Below are 18551 nucleotides of genomic sequence, written 5' to 3'. Positions count from 1 at the left end.
GCTATCGCGAGCAAGCTCGCTCTCACAGGGGGGCGCTGTAAGTCCCGCTTTTGGCCGATGCACTGCCTACGTCCTGTCGCGATGGCTTGGTATAGTTCAGGCCTCTTTTCAGCCGGTAAAGGATCACTGCCATGTCGAAATACCAAGCGTTCAACGTCGAACTTGCCGACAACATCGCCCATGTGCAGATCAGTCGCCCGGAAAAAATCAATGCGATGAACGTTGATTTCTGGCGCGAGATCATTGAGATCTTCCAATGGATCGATGACACCGATGAGGCGCGGGTGGTGGTGCTCAGCGGTGCCGGCAAGCATTTTTCCTCCGGCATCGACCTGATGATGCTGGCCGGTGTGGCCAACGAGTTGGGCAAGGACGTGGGACGCAATGCGCGCCTGCTGCGGCGCAAGATCCTGCAACTGCAAGCCTCGTTCAACGCCGTGGACAATTGCCGCAAGCCGGTGCTCGCGGCCATTCAAGGCTATTGCCTGGGCGGTGCCATTGACCTGATCGCCGCGTGCGACATGCGTTATGCCGCCGAGGACGCCCAGTTCTCCATCAAGGAAATCGATATCGGCATGGCTGCCGATGTTGGCACATTGCAACGCTTGCCCCGGATCATCGGGGACGGCATGCTGCGTGAACTCGCTTATACGGGGCGCACCTTCGGTGCCGAAGAAGCGCGCAGCATCGGCCTGGTCAATCGCGTCTACAGCGACACCGCCAGCCTGCTCGACGGCGTGCTGGGCATTGCCCGGGAAATCGCCGCCAAGTCGCCGATCGCCGTGACCGGCACCAAGGCAATGATCAGCTACATGCGCGACCACCGCATCGACGACGGCCTGGAATACGTCGCCACCTGGAACGCCGCCATGCTGCAATCGACCGACCTGCGCGTGGCCATGGCCGCCCATATGAGCAAACAGAAACCCGAATTTCTGGATTGACTGACCATGACTTCACGCTGGACCACCGCAGTACTCGATACCGATCTTCCCGGCGGCTGGGCCGTGGCCCGTAGCCCGGAAGGCTTTCTGTTCGACGACAACGGCGCGCTGTTCCCCCGCGAGTGGCTCAAGCGCCAAGACCTGTCGATCCTCGCCGAACACGGCATCGGTCACCTGGATGGCGAGCCGGTCTACCTGTTGGAGTTGCACAGCCCGCTGGATATTCCTGGCTGCCACTGGAAAGGCCTGCGGGCGTTCATGCTCGAGGGCGACCACACGCTGTACAAGGTGTTGGGCTATGCGGCACAGATCGGCACCTGGGCCCGGGAGCATCGCTTCTGTGGCAGTTGCGGCAAGCGCATGAGCCAGATTTCGTTGGAACGGGCCATGTATTGCGACGCCTGTGACCTGCGTCATTACCCGCGGATTTCACCGAGCATGATCGTGTTGATTACCCGCGGCGATGAAGTCCTGCTGGCCCGTTCGCCGCGTTTCGTCACGGGCGTCTACAGCACCCTGGCGGGGTTTGCCGAGCCCGGCGAGTCGGCCGAGGATTGCCTGGTGCGGGAGGTGCGTGAAGAAGTCAGTATCGAAGTGAAGAACATCCAGTACATGGGCAGCCAGTGCTGGCCGTTCCCCCATTCGATGATGCTCGGTTTTCACGCTGAATATGCCGGCGGCGACATCGTGCCCCAGGAAGATGAAATCGAGGACGCCCAATGGTTCAACGTCCACGACCTGCCACCGTTGCCGGCCTCGCGCTCGATCGCTCGCTACCTGATCGACCTTTATGTGGCGCGGCGCTTAGGCCACGCTGAACCAGTGTTGCCAGGCTAGGCGCACGGTCAAGCCCAGCACCACGGTGATGAACACCGGTCGGATGAACTTCGCGCCGCCGCTGATGGCGGTGCGAGCGCCGAAGAACGCGCCGATCATCACCGACAGGCCCATGCTCAGGCCGATGACCCAATCCACCTGTCCGGAAAAGACGAACACCGACAGCGCCGCGATGTTGCTGACGAAATTCATGCTGCGTGCCACGCCACTGGCCTTCACCAGGTCGATGGGGTAGAGCAGCAGGCTGCTGACCGTCCAGAACGCACCGGTACCGGGCCCGGCCACGCCGTCATAGAAACCCAGGCTGAAACCCTGGGACGACTGCCATGTCTTCTTGATCGGTGCGTCGCTGTCCAGCGGTGCCTTGGGCGTGCCGCCAAACAACAGGTACAGGCCGCAGGCGAAGACGATCACTGGCAGCATCTTGTTCAGCCACTCGGCAGGCAGGTAATGGGCGACGATGGCACCGGTCAGGGCCCCGACCAGAGTGCCGACGAGGGCGTGGGTCCATTGCCTCGGGTGGAACAGCTTGCGCTTGTAGAAGGTGAAGCTGGCTGTCGCCGAGCCGAAGGTCGAGCTGAGTTTGTTGGTCCCCAGGACCAGATGAGGCGGCAAACCTGCAGTCAGCAGCGCCGGCGTGGTCAGCAGCCCACCGCCACCGGCAATGGCATCGATGAAGCCGGCAATGAAAGCGACAACGGCAAGGATAGCGAGGGTAGTGAGGTCAACGCTGAGTTCGAAAGGCATGGAATGGGCTTATTGGGCAGGTCGCAGAAGGGCTGCGGGAAGGCCGGTATGTTACCCATAATGGTGCAGGGCTGCGACTGCTGGTGTGTGCGCAGCCCTGCAAACAGCGCAATCACTCAGGCCGAAACACTGCCCGCACACAATTCTGTGTCTTCTCCTTGAACATTGCATAACCTTCCACCGACTGTTCGAGCCCCATTGGATGAGTCAGCAGGTAGGAGGGGTCCAGTTCACCTTTCTGGATGTGCTCGAACAATCGTTCCACGTAACGCTGTCCGGGCTGTTGGCCGGAGCGCAAGGTCAAGGCTTTATTGACGATGGCCCCCATGGGAAATTTGTCCAGCAGACCGCCATAGACGCCGACCACCGAGACCGTGCCGCCTTTGCGGCAGGCTCGGATCGACTGGCGCAGCACCGTCCCGCGCTCGGTATGCAGACGCAGCATTTGCTTGGTCTTGTCGTAGAGATAGTCGACCTCTGTACCATGGGCCTCCATGCCCACACAGTCGATGCAGCGATCCGGGCCCCGGCCGCCGGTGAGCTCCAGCAAGGCGGCATGCACGTCCGTGGTTTCATAGTTGAGGGCGATGGCGCCGGTCTTTTCTTCGGCCAGTTGCAAGCGATCAGGCAGGCGGTCGATGGCAATCACTCGTTCGGCCCCCAGCAAATAGGCACTGGACATCGCCATCAACCCGACCCCGCCGCACCCCCATACCGCCACGGTGTCGCCCCGTTGGATATTGGCGTTATCGGCGGCGAAATAACCGGTGGGCACCGCGTCGGAGACGAAGACCGCCTGCTCGTCGCGGATGCCTTCGGGAATCTTGAACAGGTTGACGTCGGCAAACGGCACGCGAATATAGGTCGCATGACTGCCTGCATAGCCGCCAAACGCATGGCTGTAGCCGATAATCCCGCATGCCGGTTGGCCGTAGGCGATATCCGTGGCGCTGGGATTGGGGTTGGAGTTGTCGCAGCAGGAAAAATCCGAGCGCCTGCAATGTTCGCACTCGCCGCAACCCAGGATCGACACCGTGACGACCCGGTCGCCTTTGCGCAATGAACTGACGGCTGAGCCGATCTCCACGACTTCACCCATGAATTCATGGCCAATGATATCGCCGGCCTGCATAGTCGGTACGTAGCCCCCCAACAGATGCAGGTCTGACCCACACACCGACGACATCTTCACCCGGACGATAGCGTCGCGGGGATTGATGATGGACGGGTCATCGACGGTTTCAACTTGTAGCTTGTTCGGGCCTTGCCAAGTCAATGCACGCATCAGGCGTTACCTCCAGTGGACGGCTGGTGGGTCGGTGTTTGAGGGGTATTGGTGGCCGGATGGACGAACAAGAAATCCTTGGTGCCGGGGGCGTGCATTCGATGAGTGGCCACCTCGCCGGTTTCCAGTTGTTGCTTGATGCTGCGCAGCAGGTGCAACAAGGCTTTGTCCGAGAACTTCGAAAGAGCGGCTGCCAGGGCATATCCCGCAGCACCGGGGAGCGTCTGGCAGGCGACGATGACCTTGAGTTGCGTGCCTCGGCCGGCCGGTGCATCAGTGAAGTGCATCTGGATGTCATGCTTGAATCGTGTATCCCGAGCGGCCGTCCAATGCAGCTTTCGGCCGTCCTTGGGTTCGTCCTGTTCGATGTCGCAATGCAGGGTCTTATCCATCGGCCCGTGGGCGACCCAGCGATAGGTGCGTTCACCGGTCTGTTCGATTGCATCGACCCAGGGCAGCAACGCACCGAGATTACCCGGGTTGCGACAGAACGCGAAGACCGCTTCCCTTGGTTTACCCACGGTAATGCTACGAGAGATCACCTTGCTGCCGTCCCAGTCTCGATCCTGTTCGAAAGCTTGTTCGAAGGGGGTGTGGGTCAGCGCGCGCTTGATCCTGCATGTGCCTGAATAACCGCGCCAGGCGGCACAGGCACCCAACAGCACCTGCGGCCAACCCTGGAGCCCGCCCTGGCGCAGTCCATTGGCGATCAATAGCGTGCCGGCCAGCAAAGACACCGCACGCTCCGGCGTGCCGAGATTGGGATGCGACGGGGTCGGCACCGCTGCCCGGCTCGCAACCAGTTTGGGTCGTTCAGACATGATGGTTTCCTCATTCTCCAGGGGCGACATAAGGAATGAGCCGGGGGGAGGTGCGGTTGTTCCGTCGACGTGCGAGCTTTCCGATGAGGCGAATCATGGCGCTGCAGTTCAAGCGTTTGCCAGGGCGGTCCGGGATTCGCTGGCTGGTTTGGCCAGGGGAGGAAAAGCTGATCGTTCGACGAATTTTTTTTGAAATCAAGGGGTTGTCAGCCTAGGCAAATGAGTACATAATTGCGCCCATCGAACGCACTGGGACGTAAAAAATCTCAATGTTTTCAAGGAGATAGCGCTGAGCAAGTGGCTTGTTTCCTGATCAGGTTTGTACCGCGGTTGATGTGGCTGCATCGCATCGAGCGTCTTGAGGCCGAATAGCAAAATGGTTATGCAGTGGATTGCAAATCCACCTACGCCGGTTCGATTCCGACTTCGGCCTCCACTTTTAAAAAGCTCTGTAGATCTATGATTTACGGAGCTTTTTTATTTTCGAAGCATTGAAAGGTTTTGTCTTGAAAAGGGCATAAGCGACCTTGCTTCACAGGGGAGGGATGTATATATTCCCCCTCTTGCTGCACCAGCCAGGACTTCGGCCATTGGATTTGCCGACGGTTCCCATGGCTAATCGCGCTACCGCCCGAATGGCGAAACTGGTAGACGCATGGGACTTAAAATCCCCCGCTCGTAAGGGCGTGCCGGTTCGATTCCGGCTTCGGGCACCATCTAAAATCAAGGGTTTGCGGGCGAAAGCTAATGCAAACCCTTGTTCGTTTCGGTTACCCGCTTGTACCGACCCATCACAATCGCCGGCGAAACGCCTCGAGAATATCCCGCATGCCCTTTTTCATTTGCAGTTGGGCAATGGCATCCAACGGGTGCCAGAGGCAATCGCTGATTTCATTCTGTGGCCGGGCCGCCGTCGAGTCGCGGACTGACGCTTCGAACACGTGATGCTCGGTTTGCCCATCATTGATTCGCATCAGGTAGAGCAGGTTCTCGACGTCCAGGCCAGTTTCCTCTGCCAGTTCCCGGATGGCCGCCCCCGCATGGGTTTCCCCCCGTTCGACGGTACCGCCGGGAAGCGCCCAGCGGCTATTGGCTTTGCGAACCAGCAGGACGTGGCGATTGTCTTCGCAGATGACGGTCGCTCGAATTTTCATGGTGGTGTTCGATCCGTGACTGTCATTAAACTGAAATATATCTGCAATATTTGAGCCTGGCATCAGTCGCTCGTTCAAATATCGATTATTCAGGGTCCTGTCCGTATGACCACCACGGGGTGGAAAACACTGAGTTCATTTGAGTCTGTCATCGCTTCAGTCGATCTTCCTTACCGTCAGCGCCCGGCTTTCGACCGGCTATCGCCTCAAAGGGAATCAGCTTCGAAAAAAAGAATCCATGTTGGGTGCAATGGCTGCTCCCGGTAGGGGGAAGGACAGGCAGATGACCACCGTTGAAGACTTCAAGATCAAATCCCATGAACTCCTGGTGGAACTCGATATGGCGACAGCGGAAATGATGAAGCTCATATGCGTCCATCAAATGAGCGGATCGACTTGGGATGAGGCGGTTCAGCGTCAACATGAAGCCTATGAACGGTGGGTCGCTTATCTGAATGAGCGGGGGTAGTGCCGCACGCGCCATGGGCGAAATTCTTTGAACGGCGCCTGAGCGGCTGTGCCTAATCTTTAAACCGACAAGAGGATTAGGCCATGTCTGAATTAGCCAGTTACTTCTGGATCGCTGTCGCGGTGCTGTTGCTGCTCGTGGATCTATGGGCGATCGTCAGTGTCTTTCGAAGCGACAAGTCGGCCGGGACCAAGGCCGGCTGGGCGCTGCTGCTGATCATCCTGCCGGTGTTGGGGCTGATCATCTGGGGCGTAGCCGGGCCCCGTGGCATCAAGGAGGGGCCGTCATCACCGGAGCACAGCAAGGGCTAGGAACGAACAAGCTGCGTCGCACATGCTGGCCTGTCACTGTCTTTTCCACTCGCCGCCGGTGCTTTCGCAGTCTTCCTGGGCCTGCTGTAGCTGCTCGACATCGTAGTAATACCAATTCACTTTGGCATTATCGGGAAGGTTGGCCGATCCACCGTGCTTGTCTTTGCTGGTCGAGCGCGGGTTGGCCAACGCTTCCTGGGTCAGCCTGGCCTGGCAGGTCGCCACATATCCCTCGGCACAACGCTCGACTTTACGCTTTTGGGTGCTGAGGGTTCCCTTGGTTTCATTGCTGCAAGACCAATCCAGGGTTTCGGCGGGCATGCCTTTGTATTCGTAGCAGCTATGGCTTTCGATCACCGGGACCGACTGGCTCTGGGATTGGGTGGTGACGTCGCAGCCTTGGGCCATGACGGTGGCGGGGCTCGCACAAGCGATCAATAGCAGGATTCTGGTATTCATGTGATTTTCCCTCTGCGGCTTTTGCACCGGTGCCTATCCATTTCGAGGCGCAAAAAATGGCCGCGTTCCATCGGTTTTTCAACCGGTAGAGCTCAAGGGAAACCTCTGACGTAGCGTGTCAGCGGAACTTGGGCAGCGGTGGTTCAGCGGGCTTGAGTGACGTCAGCGCGCTCTGGATCGACGGAGCGTCTTTGTCGATGTCGGCGAGCCGGTCGCGGATACGCACCGCGGTAGGGTGCCCACCTTGGTGGTCGACCCAATCGGCGATTTCCTTGCAGGCTGCCGTGAGCCTGGCCTGACGTGACTCCAGCAGGGTGAGCAGGGTGGTGATGGACTCTTTTTCGGACATGTCGCACCTCCATTCAGGGTTGATGAGGCAGCACGAAACCCGCCAGGGGCGGGTCATGCTGTGGTTTAAGCGTAGTTGAGTTGTTTCGGATCTGTCGAAGAATCCGGCGCCCGGCCAGACAACCGGCGCGCCGGAAACGTACACATTATTTCAGCCGGACTCCTTGACCCAGGTCGGCGCGACGCTCGCCCGCCAGCGTACATCGGTAATGCCGTATTTCTCCGCCAGGGGCTTGGAAACCCGCTTGACCTTCTCCCTGCCGAATTTCGGTATACGCCCAACGCCCGCGTCGCAACTGGCCCAATGCCAAGCCTCGGAGTTATTCATCACTTCTGCACGAATAATGAATGACTTGGGTTCGCCATGGAGTATGTAGTCAATGATGTAAAGCGATGGCCCGCCCATAAATCCTCCCTAATATAGTCCTATACGGATGGATGCAAAGGCATTGGGAAAATTCCATCGAATTTCCAGACGGTCAAATTAATACCGCTCAAGCTCAAGCACGGGGGCGATAACACATTTTGCGAACGGCCATTGTTACTGCAAGGAACCAAACCCGGTTACCCTTCTCCAACGTGGGCTTCAACACCGTCGGCCAGGGATCAAAGGCGAAGCAACGCGGCATCAACTAAAGGCAAAACATGAAAAAAATCGCCAGGGTCCTGTCCATCGCAGCCCTCGCCATCGGTTTATCGGGCTGCATTGGTGCCCCCATCGAACTGACGCCGCAAACCGAACAACGCTTGCTCGAACAACCCCCGATCCGTTTCCTGCTGACATTCGACGATGGACCCAGTGCATCGTCTTTCTGGAACCCTAGCCTGCAAGTGCTGGACGCGCTCGCAGACAACCCGATACAGCCCGGCATCAAGGCTGTGTTTTTTCTGCAGACCCGCGGGCCGCGGGGCGGCGGCAGTGATATCGGCCGCTCGGTGATGCGTCGGCAGCAGCAGGAAGGCCATGTGCTGGGTTTCCATACGGCGACCTACTGGCACACCAATCATCGGTTCCTGAGCCCTGATGAGCTGGAGCAATCGCTCACCCGCGGCGGGAGTGATATCGCCGCCATGACCGGCGCGGCACCGTCCCTGGTCAGGCCGCCTTTCTGGAGTTTCGACAGGCGTACCGCAGCGGCCTACCGACAACATGGCCTGCACATCCTGTTGACTGACCTGAGCGCCAACGACGGCAAGGTCTGGGGCATCACGATGAGCCCTCGGCGGCGGATCAACCTGACCCGACAACTCTCCGAAGTGCGCGAGCGCATCGCCGCCGGGCAACTGCCAGCGGTGGATGGGGTCATCCCGGTGGTGGTGACCTTTCACGACATCAATCGTTATACCGCCCGACATGCCCGCGAATACCTGCAGATCCTGGTCGATAGCGCCAAGGCGACCGGCATGAGGACCGCCGCCAAGCCGTTCTACGATGACCATCAGGCATTGGAGCGAGCGGCTTTGGCCCGGACGGTCGATCACAGTGCAGAGCCCGTGCATTTGCCGGGCTTGTGGGACTGGCTGTGGGATTCGGATTCCCACTGAGAGCATCACGGGTGCAGTCGGCTTCGCGACGTCCGGTCGGCAGCCTTGGGTCATCAGCGTGTATGGTAGGTGATGCACCCTTGTTAAAGTCGGAGGTGATCATGAGTACTGCGATGATGACGAAAATGCACATCAACGGTTATGACGTGCTCAGCGTAAACAGTGGCCCATGGCGAGTCTGTACCCAGGCTGACCGTTTGGGCTCCTTTGCTTCCCGCGAGGAAGCGCTGGCCTACGCGGCGGCATTGCCGACCCGGAGAAGCCGTAGCGTTCGGCCTGGGAATACGAAATAGGCGGGGGCGAGCTTGCTCGCGATGCGGTCAGTGCATTCAAAATCTGGGTGACAGCCACACCGCTATCGCGAGCAAGCTCGCTCCCACAGTTTTTCCAGGGCGCCCATCAAAGTGTGTCCATTGTGCGCGCAGACGGGCGTTGTGTTGTTCGAATTGCTCCACCAGCAAGGTCTTGTTCTTGACGGCATCCAAATAACCCTGGCGGCGGGACGCCCAAAGCGCCGCCAAGGGGCCGGAGTTGTTGAGTCGTCCCAACTGCTGCCAGCGACTGTCGGCCTCGGGGGGGCGGGGCCAGTGACAGGTTGTTGTTGATGCCGATCTTTTTCCTCAGGACCTTGCCGTTCCAGTTCGCATCGGATTGTTTGAGTTGACGAATGAAATCGCGGGACTCGAAGTAGGTCGATGAGTCGTACGTGTATGACTTGATCAAAAAGAATATCAGTGCGGAGAACACAATAAGCGCGACGGCCAACAGGGCAGGCCATTTATATTTCTTGATAAGAGTGGTCACGCGACTCTCCTGTCCAGGATGCTAATCGAATGCGTCGGTGAATTGCCGGGAGGAGGGAGTTGCTCAAGGCTTGAGCCGAAGGGGAGGCGAGGTAATCGTCGTACGGTGGTGCGTGTCGGTCTGCTTTTGCCTGGGTACACGTTGAGCTCCCTGCTAACGATGAACGTCGGGTTCATTGGCAGTGTAGCGCTAGAGAGGGGCGACGCTTGCTCGGGGGCGCTCCGGGATGGAGCTGGCGCGGCCAGGGAGGCCGCGCCTGGGGTGTCACTTGATGTCGATGAAGGGCATGGCGCTGTTCGGCAGCACGGTGGTGGGCAGTACGCCATTCCAGCGCTCGGCCTTGGTCAGCTCCATCAGGTTCTGGTTGCTGGCCAGGGCCTGGGCCCGCGCCTTGATGGCCTCGGCTTCGGCTTTGCCGCGCAGCTCGGTTGCCAGTGCGTCTGCCTTGGCCTGGGCCACTTGCGAATCGGCTTCCGCCTGGGCCTGGGTCACCCGTCGATAAGTTCTTTGGCCGTGGCTGCCAGCTGACTGCCAACCCGATCATTCAGCGTTTCAATAAACCGGGTGATTTTTGCATCGACAAACTGCCGGGAGGTATAGACGGCGTACACGTTGCGCTCATAGGTATGGTAGTCAGGCAAAACCCGCACTAGCTTGCCGGAACGCAAATCGTCGATGGCTGTAAACCCGGCCAACAAACCAATCCCCGCGCCCTCTCGAATGGCAAGCGCCATCGCATCCATATCGTTGACGCTGAAACTTGGCCCCGTCGGGACAAATGTCGCGTCCCCCGCTCTGCTCTTGAGTTGCCACTCATCCCGCACATAGTCCACGGTACCCAGCAGCAGACACTGATGATCACGCAAGTCTTCGGGCGTTTCGGGGGCCGCATGCCGGGCTAGGTAGTCTGGCGACGCCACCAGCACACAATGGCTGACACCGATCTTTTTGCTGACATACGCCGAATCGGGTAGCGCACGGGCGATCAGAATCGAGACGTCCAGTTGGTCTTCCAACAGGTTAGGCATGCGTTGCGAGAGTAATAAGTCCACAGTCACCTCCGGGAACTCCCGGCGGTACTCCAGCACGGCCCCCGTGACCAGATGCCGAGCCAGCCCGGGAACGCAATGCACGCGCAGTGTTCCCCTCGGCTGTAGCGCCGCATTGCTGGCTTCGGCTTCGGCACTTTCCAGATCAGCCAGGATTTTCGTGCAGCGCTCATAGAACCGTCGCCCTGCATCGGTGACCGAAAGACGTCGGGTCGAGCGTTGCAACAGGCGTGTATCGAGCACGTTTTCCAGCGCAGATACAGCACGCGATACATTACCGACTGTGGAGTCCAGATGATTGGCCACGGCCGTGAAACTGCCCATCTCGACAACCTTTATGTACACCGACATGTTCGAAAGCTTATCCATCGCGACCTTCCTATAGATCTGACGCTCACCCGTGATAGCGCGCATTTTTTCCGGATGCTACACGTTCGGCCTGCGGCTCGATATTACCTCTGGCGACAACAATGATTCCCTTCGGCCCGACTAAATCAAGGGGCGCTCCTTCCATAGACTTGGTTGCACAGGCCGCCTGAACAGGCGCCGGGTTTCTTACGAATCTCTGACAACCAACTGAAGGCCACATCATGAAGACTTCCTACAACCCGCTTTATCTTTTCATCGGTGGTGAATGGATCAGTACCGAAGGGCGCGATACCGCCGCTGTCGTCAACCCGGCAACCGGCCGGGAAATCGGACGCGTCCCACTCGCCACCGCGAGCGACCTTGATCACGCCCTTGAAGTGACACGTCTGAGCTTCGAGCAATGGCGCCAGACCGTGCCTGACCAACGCGCAAAAATCCTGAAGCGTGCCGCCGACCTGATCCTTGAACGTGCACCCCAGATTGCCGCACAGATGACCCTGGAGGAAGGCAAGCCGCTGGGTGAAAGCCTGGATGAAGTGACCCGCGCGGCGGAGTATTTCGAATGGTTCGCCGAAAGCGCTCGGCGTATCGATGGCCGTGTGGTCCCGGCCAATCGTCCAGGCGTTTTGCAACTGGTCAAACGCCAGGCAATCGGGCCAGTTGCCGCATTCACACCGTGGAATTTCCCGGCCATTACCCCGGCACGCAAACTATCGGCGGCGCTGGCCGCCGGTTGCAGCGTCATTATCAAACCCGGTGAGGAAAGCCCCTCCACAGCGTTGGCCCTGGCGCGTGCACTCGACGATGCAGGGTTGCCCAAGGGTGTGCTGCAAGTGGTCTTTGGCGTACCGGATCAAGTGTCTAGCCATCTGATCGCCTCACCGATCATTCGCAAAGTGACCTTCACCGGTTCGGTGCCCATCGGCCGCCTGCTGTCTGCACGAGCTGCCGAAGGCGTGAAGCCCATCACCCTTGAGCTGGGTGGGCACGGACCGGTACTGGTGTTCGAAGATGCCGACATTGAAAAAGCCGCCATCGAAGGTGTTGCGAACCGGTTTCGCGGGACTGGGCAGGTGTGCATTTCATCCACTCGGTTTCTGATACAGCGTGGCGCCTATCAAGCATTTGTCGATCACTTTGTCGCTGCGACCCAAGCCCTGAGGATAGGTGACGGCCTGCACCCGGACACTCAAGTCGGACCGTTGGCCAACCCAAGGCAATTGGCGAAGATGGAAGAACTAGTCGCCGATGCCGTCGAGAAAGGTGCACGGGTATTGGTCGGTGGCGAAGCCTTGTCAGGTGAAGGCTACTTCTTCCAGCCAACGGTTTTGGCGGATGTGCCGATGAACGCCCGCGTCATGCACGAAGAACCCTTTGGCCCCATCGCCGTGCTGATGCCATTCGATGAGCTGAATGATGGACTGAAAGAAGCCAACCGCCTGCCCTACGGACTTTCGGCCTACGCGTTCACCTCCAGCGCGCGCACGGCCATTGATGTCGCTGACGGATTGGAGGCCGGGATGATCGGAATCAATCAATACCGCATCGTCGCGACCGAGCTCCCGTTCGGCGGCATGAAAGAAAGCGGTCACGGCTCCGAAGGTGGCATTGAAGGCATCGAGCACTATCTCACTCACAAATTCATCAGCCAGGTTTAAGGAACTCGCCCATGTCCAAGCTCAACTTCAACAGTCCTCGCGAAGCAGCGCGCGCGTTCACGCCGAAGCTGTCGCAATTCGTCGACTCGATGCTTTATCCGCAGATCTGGAGTGACCCGGCGCTGTCCCCGCGTGAGCGTAGCCTGATCACCGTGGCGGCATTGATTGCCGGTGGTCACTCGGAAGAGTTGCCTGCTCACTTACGCCGGGCGGCCGGCAACGGTGTAACCCAAGACGAACTCGCGGCAGCGATCACGCACCTGGCTTTCTACGTGGGCTTCCCTGGCGCCATCACCGCGTCTGCTATCGCCAACGCCACGTTCAGCGACACGGAGAACAACTGAATGAAAGCCATCAACATCAGAGAATTTGGTGCGCCAGACGTTCTTGAACTCGCAGACGTTGCCACTCCTGACGTCCGTTCGGACGACCTGCTGGTACGTGTCTACGCCGCCGGGGTGAACCGTGCGGATCTGACGCACCGGACCGGTGGGTACGGCCATCCGAATTTCGGTGACTCGTTGATCATCGGCCTGGAAATCGCCGGTGAAGTGATCGAGACAGGTAGCGCGGTGACGGGATTCGAGGTAGGTGATCGAGTCATGGGCGTGGTCGGAGGCGGCGCCTACGCCGAGCTGGCACGCATCGATTACCGCATGGCCATGCACATCCCCGCGCAGCTTGACTATGTACACGCGGCGGCAATACCCGAGGTCTTCGTCACGGCCCATGAAGCGATGATGCACCTGGCCCGCCTCAAGGCCGGTGATTCGGTGTTGATTCACGCGGCTGCGGGCGGCGTCGGGTCTGCCGCGGTGCAGTTGGCTTACGCTACAGGCGCCACGGTGTATGCGACGACCGAAGGCAGCAAGTTGGCGCGTGTCGAGCATTTGGGCGCTGATGTGGCGATCGACTACAAGACGAAGGATTTCGCTGAGGTGATCGCCGACAAAACCCAGGGTCGCGGCGTCGATGTGATCATCGACTTTATCGGTGAGCCCTATTTCGCCCGCAACATCGCCTCCCTTGCTCAGGGTGGCCGCCTGGTGCAGGTCGGCATCCTTGGCGGAGGTGGCAACGTGACCGTTGCGTTAGAGGACATTCTTTACCGCCATGTGCAAATCATCGGTACGGTGATGAAGTCGCGCACGCAGCCGGAGAAGCACGCCATGATCAAGCGCTTCCGCGAACACTGGCTTGATCGCTTCGAGGGTGCCGCAGGCCTTGAGCCTGTTGTCGACAGCACGTTTGCACTATCACGGGCTGCCGATGCTCACCGCCGCATGGAGTCTTCTGAAAACGTCGGAAAAATCATTTTGACGATGCAGCCTGAAGACTTGCTTTAAGGCTGGCCAGGCTAATCGTGGCAGGCAGCGATTGGCCGATAGCCGACGATCACGACTGACCGCTTTCGGCCAAAAGCTTACTTAACGTGAACCATTCTGTGCCAGCAATTTGGGGCTGAGGAGCTCTTTACCTCTTCAAATAGGCGCGCCTACGACCGCTCAACTGCGGCCAGATTCACAGTAAAGGGCAGGGATCGCGCTTCGGAGTCACAATGGTGGTCCGGATTCTTGAATGCCAGAAACGACAAAGCCCTGAATAATCAGGGCTTTGTCGTATCAAATATGGCGGAGGCGATGGGATTCGAACTCATGGACCTGTTACAGTCGACGGTTTTCAAGACCGTTGCCTTAAACCACTCGGCCACACCTCCGTATTGCGTTGCGGGCGCCATAATACCGGAATGAAACACACTGTCAAACTCTCTACGTAGCTTGTTACAGAGCGTCTGTTATGATCCTTGCCACTGAATGTTTCAAAACCGGAGGAGTGTCGCCATGCGCGAACAGGATTACGCAGTGAACAACAGCGTGCAGGCTGAGCAGCTAGAGGTTAGCCGCGTCCTGCGCAACACTTATGGCCTGCTGGCACTCACACTCGCTTTCAGCGGTGTGATGGCCTACGTCGCACAACAGATGCGGGTGGGTTACCCGAACATTTTCGTCGTGCTGATCGGTTTCTATGGTCTTTTCTTCCTCACCAACAAACTCCGTAATTCGGCCTGGGGCCTGGTGTCGGCTTTCGCCCTGACCGGCTTCATGGGCTTCCTGCTCGGCCCGATCCTCAATCGCTACCTGCAAATGCAGGGCGGCGCCGAAGTGGTCAGCTCGGCCTTTGCCATGACCGCCCTGGTATTTGGTGGCCTGTCGGCCTACGTGCTGATTTCCCGCAAGGACATGAGTTTCCTCGGCGGTTTCATCACCGCAGGTTTCTTCGTCCTGATGGGGGCCGTGCTGGCCAGCTTCTTCTTCCAGATCAGCGGCCTGCAACTGGCGATCAGCGCCGGCTTCGTGCTGTTTTCGTCGGTCTGCATCCTGTATCAGACCAGCGCCATCATCCACGGCGGCGAGCGCAACTACATCATGGCGACTGTCAGCCTGTATGTATCGATCTACAACCTGTTCGTCAGCCTGCTGCAGCTGTTCGGCCTGATGGGTCGCGACGACTGATCGCATCCGCGATGAACGAAAAAGCCCGCTTCGGCGGGCTTTTTTTCGCCCGTGTTTCGAGTTGTGGCCAATGGCCAACAAAAAATCTGAAACAGATGGCACCTTTGAATAAATGATCTACACCTATGGAAATGGAAGCGTATTGCCATGGGAGGCAAGAAGTGGATCGCTTGGTTACCTACCTGAAGTTCCCCCATCACGTATTCGGCTACCGAGCCCGGTCTGGTCGTGGCCGTTCGGTGGGATCGGGAGGCTATCAAGGCGACTCCGCAGGACCGTGAGCAGGCTTGGGCATCGTGCTGCAGCCTGATAACAGAAGGAGGCCCTGCACATCGGCCAGGAATCCGATGCGATAGCAGACGCTTCCCTATAAGGAGATATTGATGAAGCAGCCTCAAGGAAAGATCATTGCGTGGCTGGCCCTGACGGGGGCATTGTCCACCGCTAGCGTCCATGCCGGAGTCTTCCCCGATTTCGGCTACGCCCCGCCCAAGAGTGCATACGCCGGAGCGCCGTTCCAGCTCAGCCAGGACTATCCGAAGGTGGCCCCGGGCGCATCGTCGGTACCGGCATTCTTCCAACATTTGCCCAAGACATTTTCCAATGACTTCGAAACCTGGCGCCCGTACATGGAGGAAGTGAAGAAATACTGTTTGGAAGGCAATACTGAAATCGGCTGGAAGGTACAGAACAACAAGATTCGCCGGTGGTATCACATGCCTTGGCAGCATTACGGTCCCAACGGTCGTGAAGGCATCAGCGGGCTGACCAAGGAGGCACCGATTCAACCCGGGCAACTGGCAAGTACGCAAACCGAGAGCGGGCAGACCTACGCGGTGGGTATCTATAACGACATAGGGGCCTACACCATCGGCCAGGTCTGGAAGGACCCGGATAATCCAGACCCAAGCCATACCTCCAAACCCAAGAGCTTTGCCAACGGCACGGTGGTCTGCAAGGCGCTGTTCGCCGATATAGACGTCAAGACGGTGCCGTTCCTGGCCAATCCGTTGCTCTGGAAAGCCTACACCACCGAAACCTTCAGCTCGACAAAACGGTCCGTCACCAAGGTGGCGCTGATTCAGATGGACATTGCCGTGCGCGACACCCGCGTGAGCGATACCGGCTGGCTGTTCGGCACGTTCCAATACAACGGCGCCAAGACCGGCAAGGCGAACTGGAACAATCTGGTGCCGGTGGGGATCATGTGGGGCAATGATCCCCAGGAAACCGGCAACGACTTCACCAACCCCAAGCCGGTGGTCACCAAGATCAACCCGGCCCTGAAACAGACCGCGATCAACGCCACCCAGGAACTGCCACCGACCCACCTGGGTTGGAACGGGCGACTCAATGGGCCGGTGGACAACCCCCAGGCGTCCTGCCTGAGTTGCCACATGACCGCCGAGTACCAGCAATTGGCGATCATGAACCCGACGTTCCAGGCCAACCCGCCACCTGTGGGAGGCGATGTCTGGATGCAATGGTTCCAGAACATTCCGGCCGGTCAACCGTTCAGCCCGGGCACGCAAAGCACGGACTACAGTCTGCAATTGTCCGGAGCCCTGGCCAATTTCTATGACTGGAAGTGCAACCACAGCGGCGTCTATGCCGATGGCGTCAATGCTTGCACCAAGCTCCAGACGCTCAGGTTGATCAAAGCGAGCAACGCGCCTGAGGAACAAGTACACAAAGTGCAGCGCAGTCCCGAGTTGGAAGAGCTCGAATAACCCTCTTTCCCGGCCTCGGACGACCCGAGGCCGGTTTCCACTCACGCCATCGGCGGCAACCGCCGCTTGACCGGGGTCTTCTTGACAATGGCCGTATTGGTCTCGGCGTGGACATTGAGCTTGTCCAGCAAGGTATCCAGCTGTTCCATCGAGCGCACATGCAGGCGCGCGATGAAGCAGTCGTCGCCGGTAACCTTGTCGCATTCGGTGAATTCAGCGATGGCCTGGATCTGCCGCTCCACTTCCTGCAACTGCCCTGGCAGCGGGCGGATGCGCACGATGGCCTGGAGTTGATAGCCGAAGCACTTGGGGTCCACCTCGACGGTGTAGCCCCTGAGCACGCCGCGTTCCTCGAGCCGGCGAAGACGTTCGGCGACACTGGGGGAGGACAGGCCGCTGAGGTTTGCCAAGGCCTTGAGGGAGCGTCGGGAATCTTCCATCAGGGCGCTGATGAGGATCTGGTCAATGTCGTCAGTCATTTCAGCTCCATTAGGCGAATGCATGAAGTTGCCTTGATAAAAAAGGTCGAAACGCAGTTTAGCCTTTTTCAAGCCATGGAGAAGGCCCCGGTCTGCTCGGCATACTGTGCCCACTTGCTGAAGGAGCCTGAAGATGGACAAGACCTTACGCCGCGGTTCGCTGGAAATGACCGCCGCCATGCTGATCTCCGGAACCATTGGGTGGTTCGTGCTGGTTTCCGGTTTGCCGGTGCTGGATGTGGTGTTCTGGCGCTGCGTGTTCGGCGCCGTGACTTTGCTGCTGATCTGCGCCGGTTTCGGCTTTTTGCGGCCCGGCATCCTCACCCGTGCCACCCTCCTGCTGGCGGTGCTCAGTGGAGTGGCGATCGTCGGTAACTGGGTGTTGTTATTTGCCTCTTACGCCCGTGCTTCGATCGCCATCGGCACAGCGGTGTATAACGTCCAGCCGTTCATGTTGGTAGGGCTGGCGGCGTTGTTCCTGGGGGAGAAGATCACCGCGCAAAAACTGTTCTGGCTGGCGGTGTCGTTTCTCGGAATGCTGGCCATCGTCAGTGCCCATGGTGAGCAAGGGCAGGGCGGCGGTGACTATCTGCTGGGCATTGCGTTGGCGTTGGGGGCTGCGTTGTTGTACGCCGTCGCGGCGTTGATCATCAAGCGCCTGACGGGCACGCCACCCCATCTGATCGCCTTGATCCAGGTCAGCACCGGCGTGTTGCTGCTGGCGCCCTGGGCGAACTTCTCGGCGTTACCGCAACACACCCAGGCCTGGGCCAGCCTGTTGACCCTGGGCATGGTGCATACCGGCGTGATGTACGTGCTGCTGTACAGCGCCATCCAACGGTTGCCGACCGCGTTGACCGGGGCGCTGTCGTTCATCTATCCCATCGCGGCGATCTTCGTCGACTGGTTCGCCTTCGGCCATCGCCTCGAACCGCTGCAGTGGCTGGGGGTGGCGGCGATCCTGCTGGCGGCTGCCGGCATGCAACAGGGCTGGGGCATCAAGTGGCGTCGCCCAGCCCTGTCGTAGCC

General features: G+C 59.0%; 21 protein-coding genes, 3 tRNA genes and 2 pseudogenes. 14 read left to right on the top strand and 12 right to left on the bottom strand.

Annotated elements, in window-relative coordinates; all coding sequences use genetic code 11:
- The first annotated feature begins 131 nt into the window (after window positions 1-131).
- Together BLO80_RS22150 and nudC are read left to right on the top strand one after the other, a co-directional pair.
- A complete protein-coding gene (locus tag BLO80_RS22150; RefSeq protein ID WP_092330311.1) occupies window positions 132-944 on the top strand; it encodes a crotonase/enoyl-CoA hydratase family protein in 813 nt (270 codons plus the stop codon).
- 6 nt (window positions 945-950) lie between these two features.
- Entirely contained in the window at window positions 951-1781 is an 831-nt protein-coding gene (gene nudC, locus BLO80_RS22145) for an NAD(+) diphosphatase (RefSeq protein WP_092330309.1), read from the top strand.
- On the opposite strand, the gene BLO80_RS22140 is transcribed toward nudC, so the two are convergent.
- The 3 genes from BLO80_RS22140 to BLO80_RS22130 all read right to left on the bottom strand — a co-directional run bounded on the left by BLO80_RS22140 (window position 1749) and on the right by BLO80_RS22130 (window position 4634).
- Window positions 1749-2528 (bottom strand): TSUP family transporter, encoded by a 780-nt coding sequence (locus BLO80_RS22140; RefSeq protein WP_092164354.1) that lies wholly within the window; start codon window positions 2526-2528, stop codon window positions 1749-1751. The two genes, nudC and BLO80_RS22140, sit on opposite strands and share 33 nt — an antisense overlap.
- A 112-nt stretch (window positions 2529-2640) precedes the next feature.
- Window positions 2641-3813, bottom strand: a complete 1173-nt coding sequence (locus tag BLO80_RS22135) for a zinc-dependent alcohol dehydrogenase (RefSeq protein ID WP_072405698.1) — start codon at window positions 3811-3813, stop codon at window positions 2641-2643.
- Window positions 3813-4634 carry an SRPBCC family protein gene (locus BLO80_RS22130; RefSeq protein WP_175459537.1) on the bottom strand — a complete coding sequence of 274 codons (822 nt, stop codon included), beginning with the start codon at window positions 4632-4634 and terminating at the stop codon, window positions 3813-3815. The genes BLO80_RS22135 and BLO80_RS22130 overlap by 1 nt, the downstream gene beginning before the upstream one ends.
- A 362-nt stretch (window positions 4635-4996) precedes the next feature.
- On the opposite strand from BLO80_RS22130, the gene BLO80_RS22125 reads away from it, so the two are divergent.
- Both BLO80_RS22125 and BLO80_RS22120 read left to right on the top strand, forming a co-directional pair.
- Window positions 4997-5070: transfer RNA gene (locus BLO80_RS22125), tRNA-Cys, on the top strand.
- 193 nt (window positions 5071-5263) lie between these two features.
- A tRNA-Leu gene (locus tag BLO80_RS22120) sits at window positions 5264-5350 on the top strand.
- Window positions 5351-5425: 75 nt separating this feature from the next.
- On the opposite strand, the gene BLO80_RS22115 is transcribed toward BLO80_RS22120, so the two are convergent.
- Window positions 5426-5788, bottom strand: coding sequence for an NUDIX hydrolase (locus BLO80_RS22115; protein WP_092330303.1), 363 nt, complete (start codon window positions 5786-5788; stop codon window positions 5426-5428).
- Window positions 5789-5927: 139 nt separating this feature from the next.
- Between BLO80_RS22115 and BLO80_RS30730 the strand changes: the two genes are divergently transcribed.
- Together BLO80_RS30730 and BLO80_RS22105 are read left to right on the top strand one after the other, a co-directional pair.
- Window positions 5928-6257, top strand: coding sequence for a hypothetical protein (locus tag BLO80_RS30730; RefSeq protein WP_371914585.1), 330 nt, complete (start codon window positions 5928-5930; stop codon window positions 6255-6257).
- Between the two features lie 83 nt (window positions 6258-6340).
- Entirely contained in the window at window positions 6341-6568 is a 228-nt protein-coding gene (locus BLO80_RS22105) for a PLD nuclease N-terminal domain-containing protein (RefSeq protein ID WP_047698619.1), read from the top strand.
- A 33-nt stretch (window positions 6569-6601) separates the two neighbouring features.
- Here BLO80_RS22105 and BLO80_RS22100 read toward each other — a convergent pair whose 3' ends face one another.
- The 3 genes from BLO80_RS22100 to BLO80_RS22090 form a co-directional block, all read right to left on the bottom strand.
- Entirely contained in the window at window positions 6602-7027 is a 426-nt protein-coding gene (locus BLO80_RS22100; protein ID WP_092330301.1) for a hypothetical protein, read from the bottom strand.
- Window positions 7028-7145: 118 nt separating this feature from the next.
- Window positions 7146-7376, bottom strand: coding sequence for a hypothetical protein (locus BLO80_RS22095; protein WP_092199408.1), 231 nt, complete (start codon window positions 7374-7376; stop codon window positions 7146-7148).
- A 150-nt stretch (window positions 7377-7526) separates the two neighbouring features.
- Entirely contained in the window at window positions 7527-7781 is a 255-nt protein-coding gene (locus BLO80_RS22090; protein WP_060742222.1) for a DUF6555 family protein, read from the bottom strand.
- A 239-nt stretch (window positions 7782-8020) separates the two neighbouring features.
- On the opposite strand from BLO80_RS22090, the gene BLO80_RS22085 reads away from it, so the two are divergent.
- Both BLO80_RS22085 and BLO80_RS30360 read left to right on the top strand, forming a co-directional pair.
- Entirely contained in the window at window positions 8021-8920 is a 900-nt protein-coding gene (locus tag BLO80_RS22085) for a polysaccharide deacetylase family protein (protein ID WP_092330298.1), read from the top strand.
- 101 nt (window positions 8921-9021) lie between these two features.
- Complete coding sequence (locus BLO80_RS30360) at window positions 9022-9213, top strand: DUF2188 domain-containing protein (protein ID WP_092330295.1); 192 nt, start codon at window positions 9022-9024, stop codon at window positions 9211-9213.
- Window positions 9214-9339: 126 nt separating this feature from the next.
- Here the strand turns inward: BLO80_RS30360 and BLO80_RS22075 are convergent.
- From BLO80_RS22075 to BLO80_RS22065, 3 genes and pseudogenes are all read right to left on the bottom strand, one after another.
- Window positions 9340-9724, bottom strand: a pseudogene (locus BLO80_RS22075) (DAHL domain-containing protein); the annotation flags it as partial.
- Window positions 9725-9988: 264 nt separating this feature from the next.
- Window positions 9989-10219 (bottom strand): annotated as a pseudogene (locus tag BLO80_RS22070) (prohibitin family protein); the annotation flags it as partial.
- Window positions 10213-11142 carry a LysR family transcriptional regulator gene (locus BLO80_RS22065; RefSeq protein ID WP_092330375.1) on the bottom strand — a complete coding sequence of 310 codons (930 nt, stop codon included), beginning with the start codon at window positions 11140-11142 and terminating at the stop codon, window positions 10213-10215. The gene BLO80_RS22065 and the pseudogene BLO80_RS22070, both read right to left, overlap by 7 nt.
- Window positions 11143-11363: 221 nt before the next feature.
- Between BLO80_RS22065 and BLO80_RS22060 the strand changes: the two genes are divergently transcribed.
- Genes BLO80_RS22060 through BLO80_RS22050 form a run of 3 tightly spaced genes read left to right on the top strand, consistent with a single transcriptional unit; the run spans window position 11364 to window position 14146 of the window.
- Window positions 11364-12800, top strand: coding sequence for an NAD-dependent succinate-semialdehyde dehydrogenase (locus BLO80_RS22060; protein WP_092330293.1), 1437 nt, complete (start codon window positions 11364-11366; stop codon window positions 12798-12800).
- 11 nt (window positions 12801-12811) lie between these two features.
- Entirely contained in the window at window positions 12812-13144 is a 333-nt protein-coding gene (locus BLO80_RS22055) for a carboxymuconolactone decarboxylase family protein (RefSeq protein WP_092330290.1), read from the top strand.
- Window positions 13145-14146 carry an NAD(P)H-quinone oxidoreductase gene (locus tag BLO80_RS22050; RefSeq protein WP_092330287.1) on the top strand — a complete coding sequence of 334 codons (1002 nt, stop codon included), beginning with the start codon at window positions 13145-13147 and terminating at the stop codon, window positions 14144-14146.
- A 283-nt stretch (window positions 14147-14429) separates the two neighbouring features.
- Here BLO80_RS22050 and BLO80_RS22045 read toward each other — a convergent pair.
- Window positions 14430-14517 (bottom strand) — tRNA-Ser (locus tag BLO80_RS22045).
- Window positions 14518-14641: 124 nt separating this feature from the next.
- Between BLO80_RS22045 and BLO80_RS22040 the strand changes: the two genes are divergently transcribed.
- Together BLO80_RS22040 and BLO80_RS22035 are read left to right on the top strand one after the other, a co-directional pair.
- Complete coding sequence (locus tag BLO80_RS22040; protein WP_092330284.1) at window positions 14642-15313, top strand: Bax inhibitor-1/YccA family protein; 672 nt, start codon at window positions 14642-14644, stop codon at window positions 15311-15313.
- A 383-nt stretch (window positions 15314-15696) separates the two neighbouring features.
- Complete coding sequence (locus BLO80_RS22035; protein WP_092330281.1) at window positions 15697-17043, top strand: hypothetical protein; 1347 nt, start codon at window positions 15697-15699, stop codon at window positions 17041-17043.
- Window positions 17044-17084: 41 nt separating this feature from the next.
- Here BLO80_RS22035 and BLO80_RS22030 read toward each other — a convergent pair whose 3' ends face one another.
- On the bottom strand, window positions 17085-17522 hold the full coding sequence (locus BLO80_RS22030) for an Lrp/AsnC family transcriptional regulator (RefSeq protein WP_003202176.1): 438 nt from the start codon (window positions 17520-17522) through the stop codon (window positions 17085-17087).
- A 133-nt stretch (window positions 17523-17655) separates the two neighbouring features.
- On the opposite strand from BLO80_RS22030, the gene BLO80_RS22025 reads away from it, so the two are divergent.
- Window positions 17656-18549, top strand: a complete 894-nt coding sequence (locus tag BLO80_RS22025; RefSeq protein WP_092330279.1) for a DMT family transporter — start codon at window positions 17656-17658, stop codon at window positions 18547-18549.
- The last annotated feature ends 2 nt before the right edge of the window (window positions 18550-18551 follow it).

This window comes from Pseudomonas sp. NFACC56-3, from assembly GCF_900100025.1.
In the GTDB taxonomy this organism is placed as follows: Bacteria; Pseudomonadota; Gammaproteobacteria; order Pseudomonadales; family Pseudomonadaceae; genus Aquipseudomonas; species Aquipseudomonas fluorescens_AA.
This window is presented reverse-complemented; position numbering and strand designations above follow the sequence as displayed.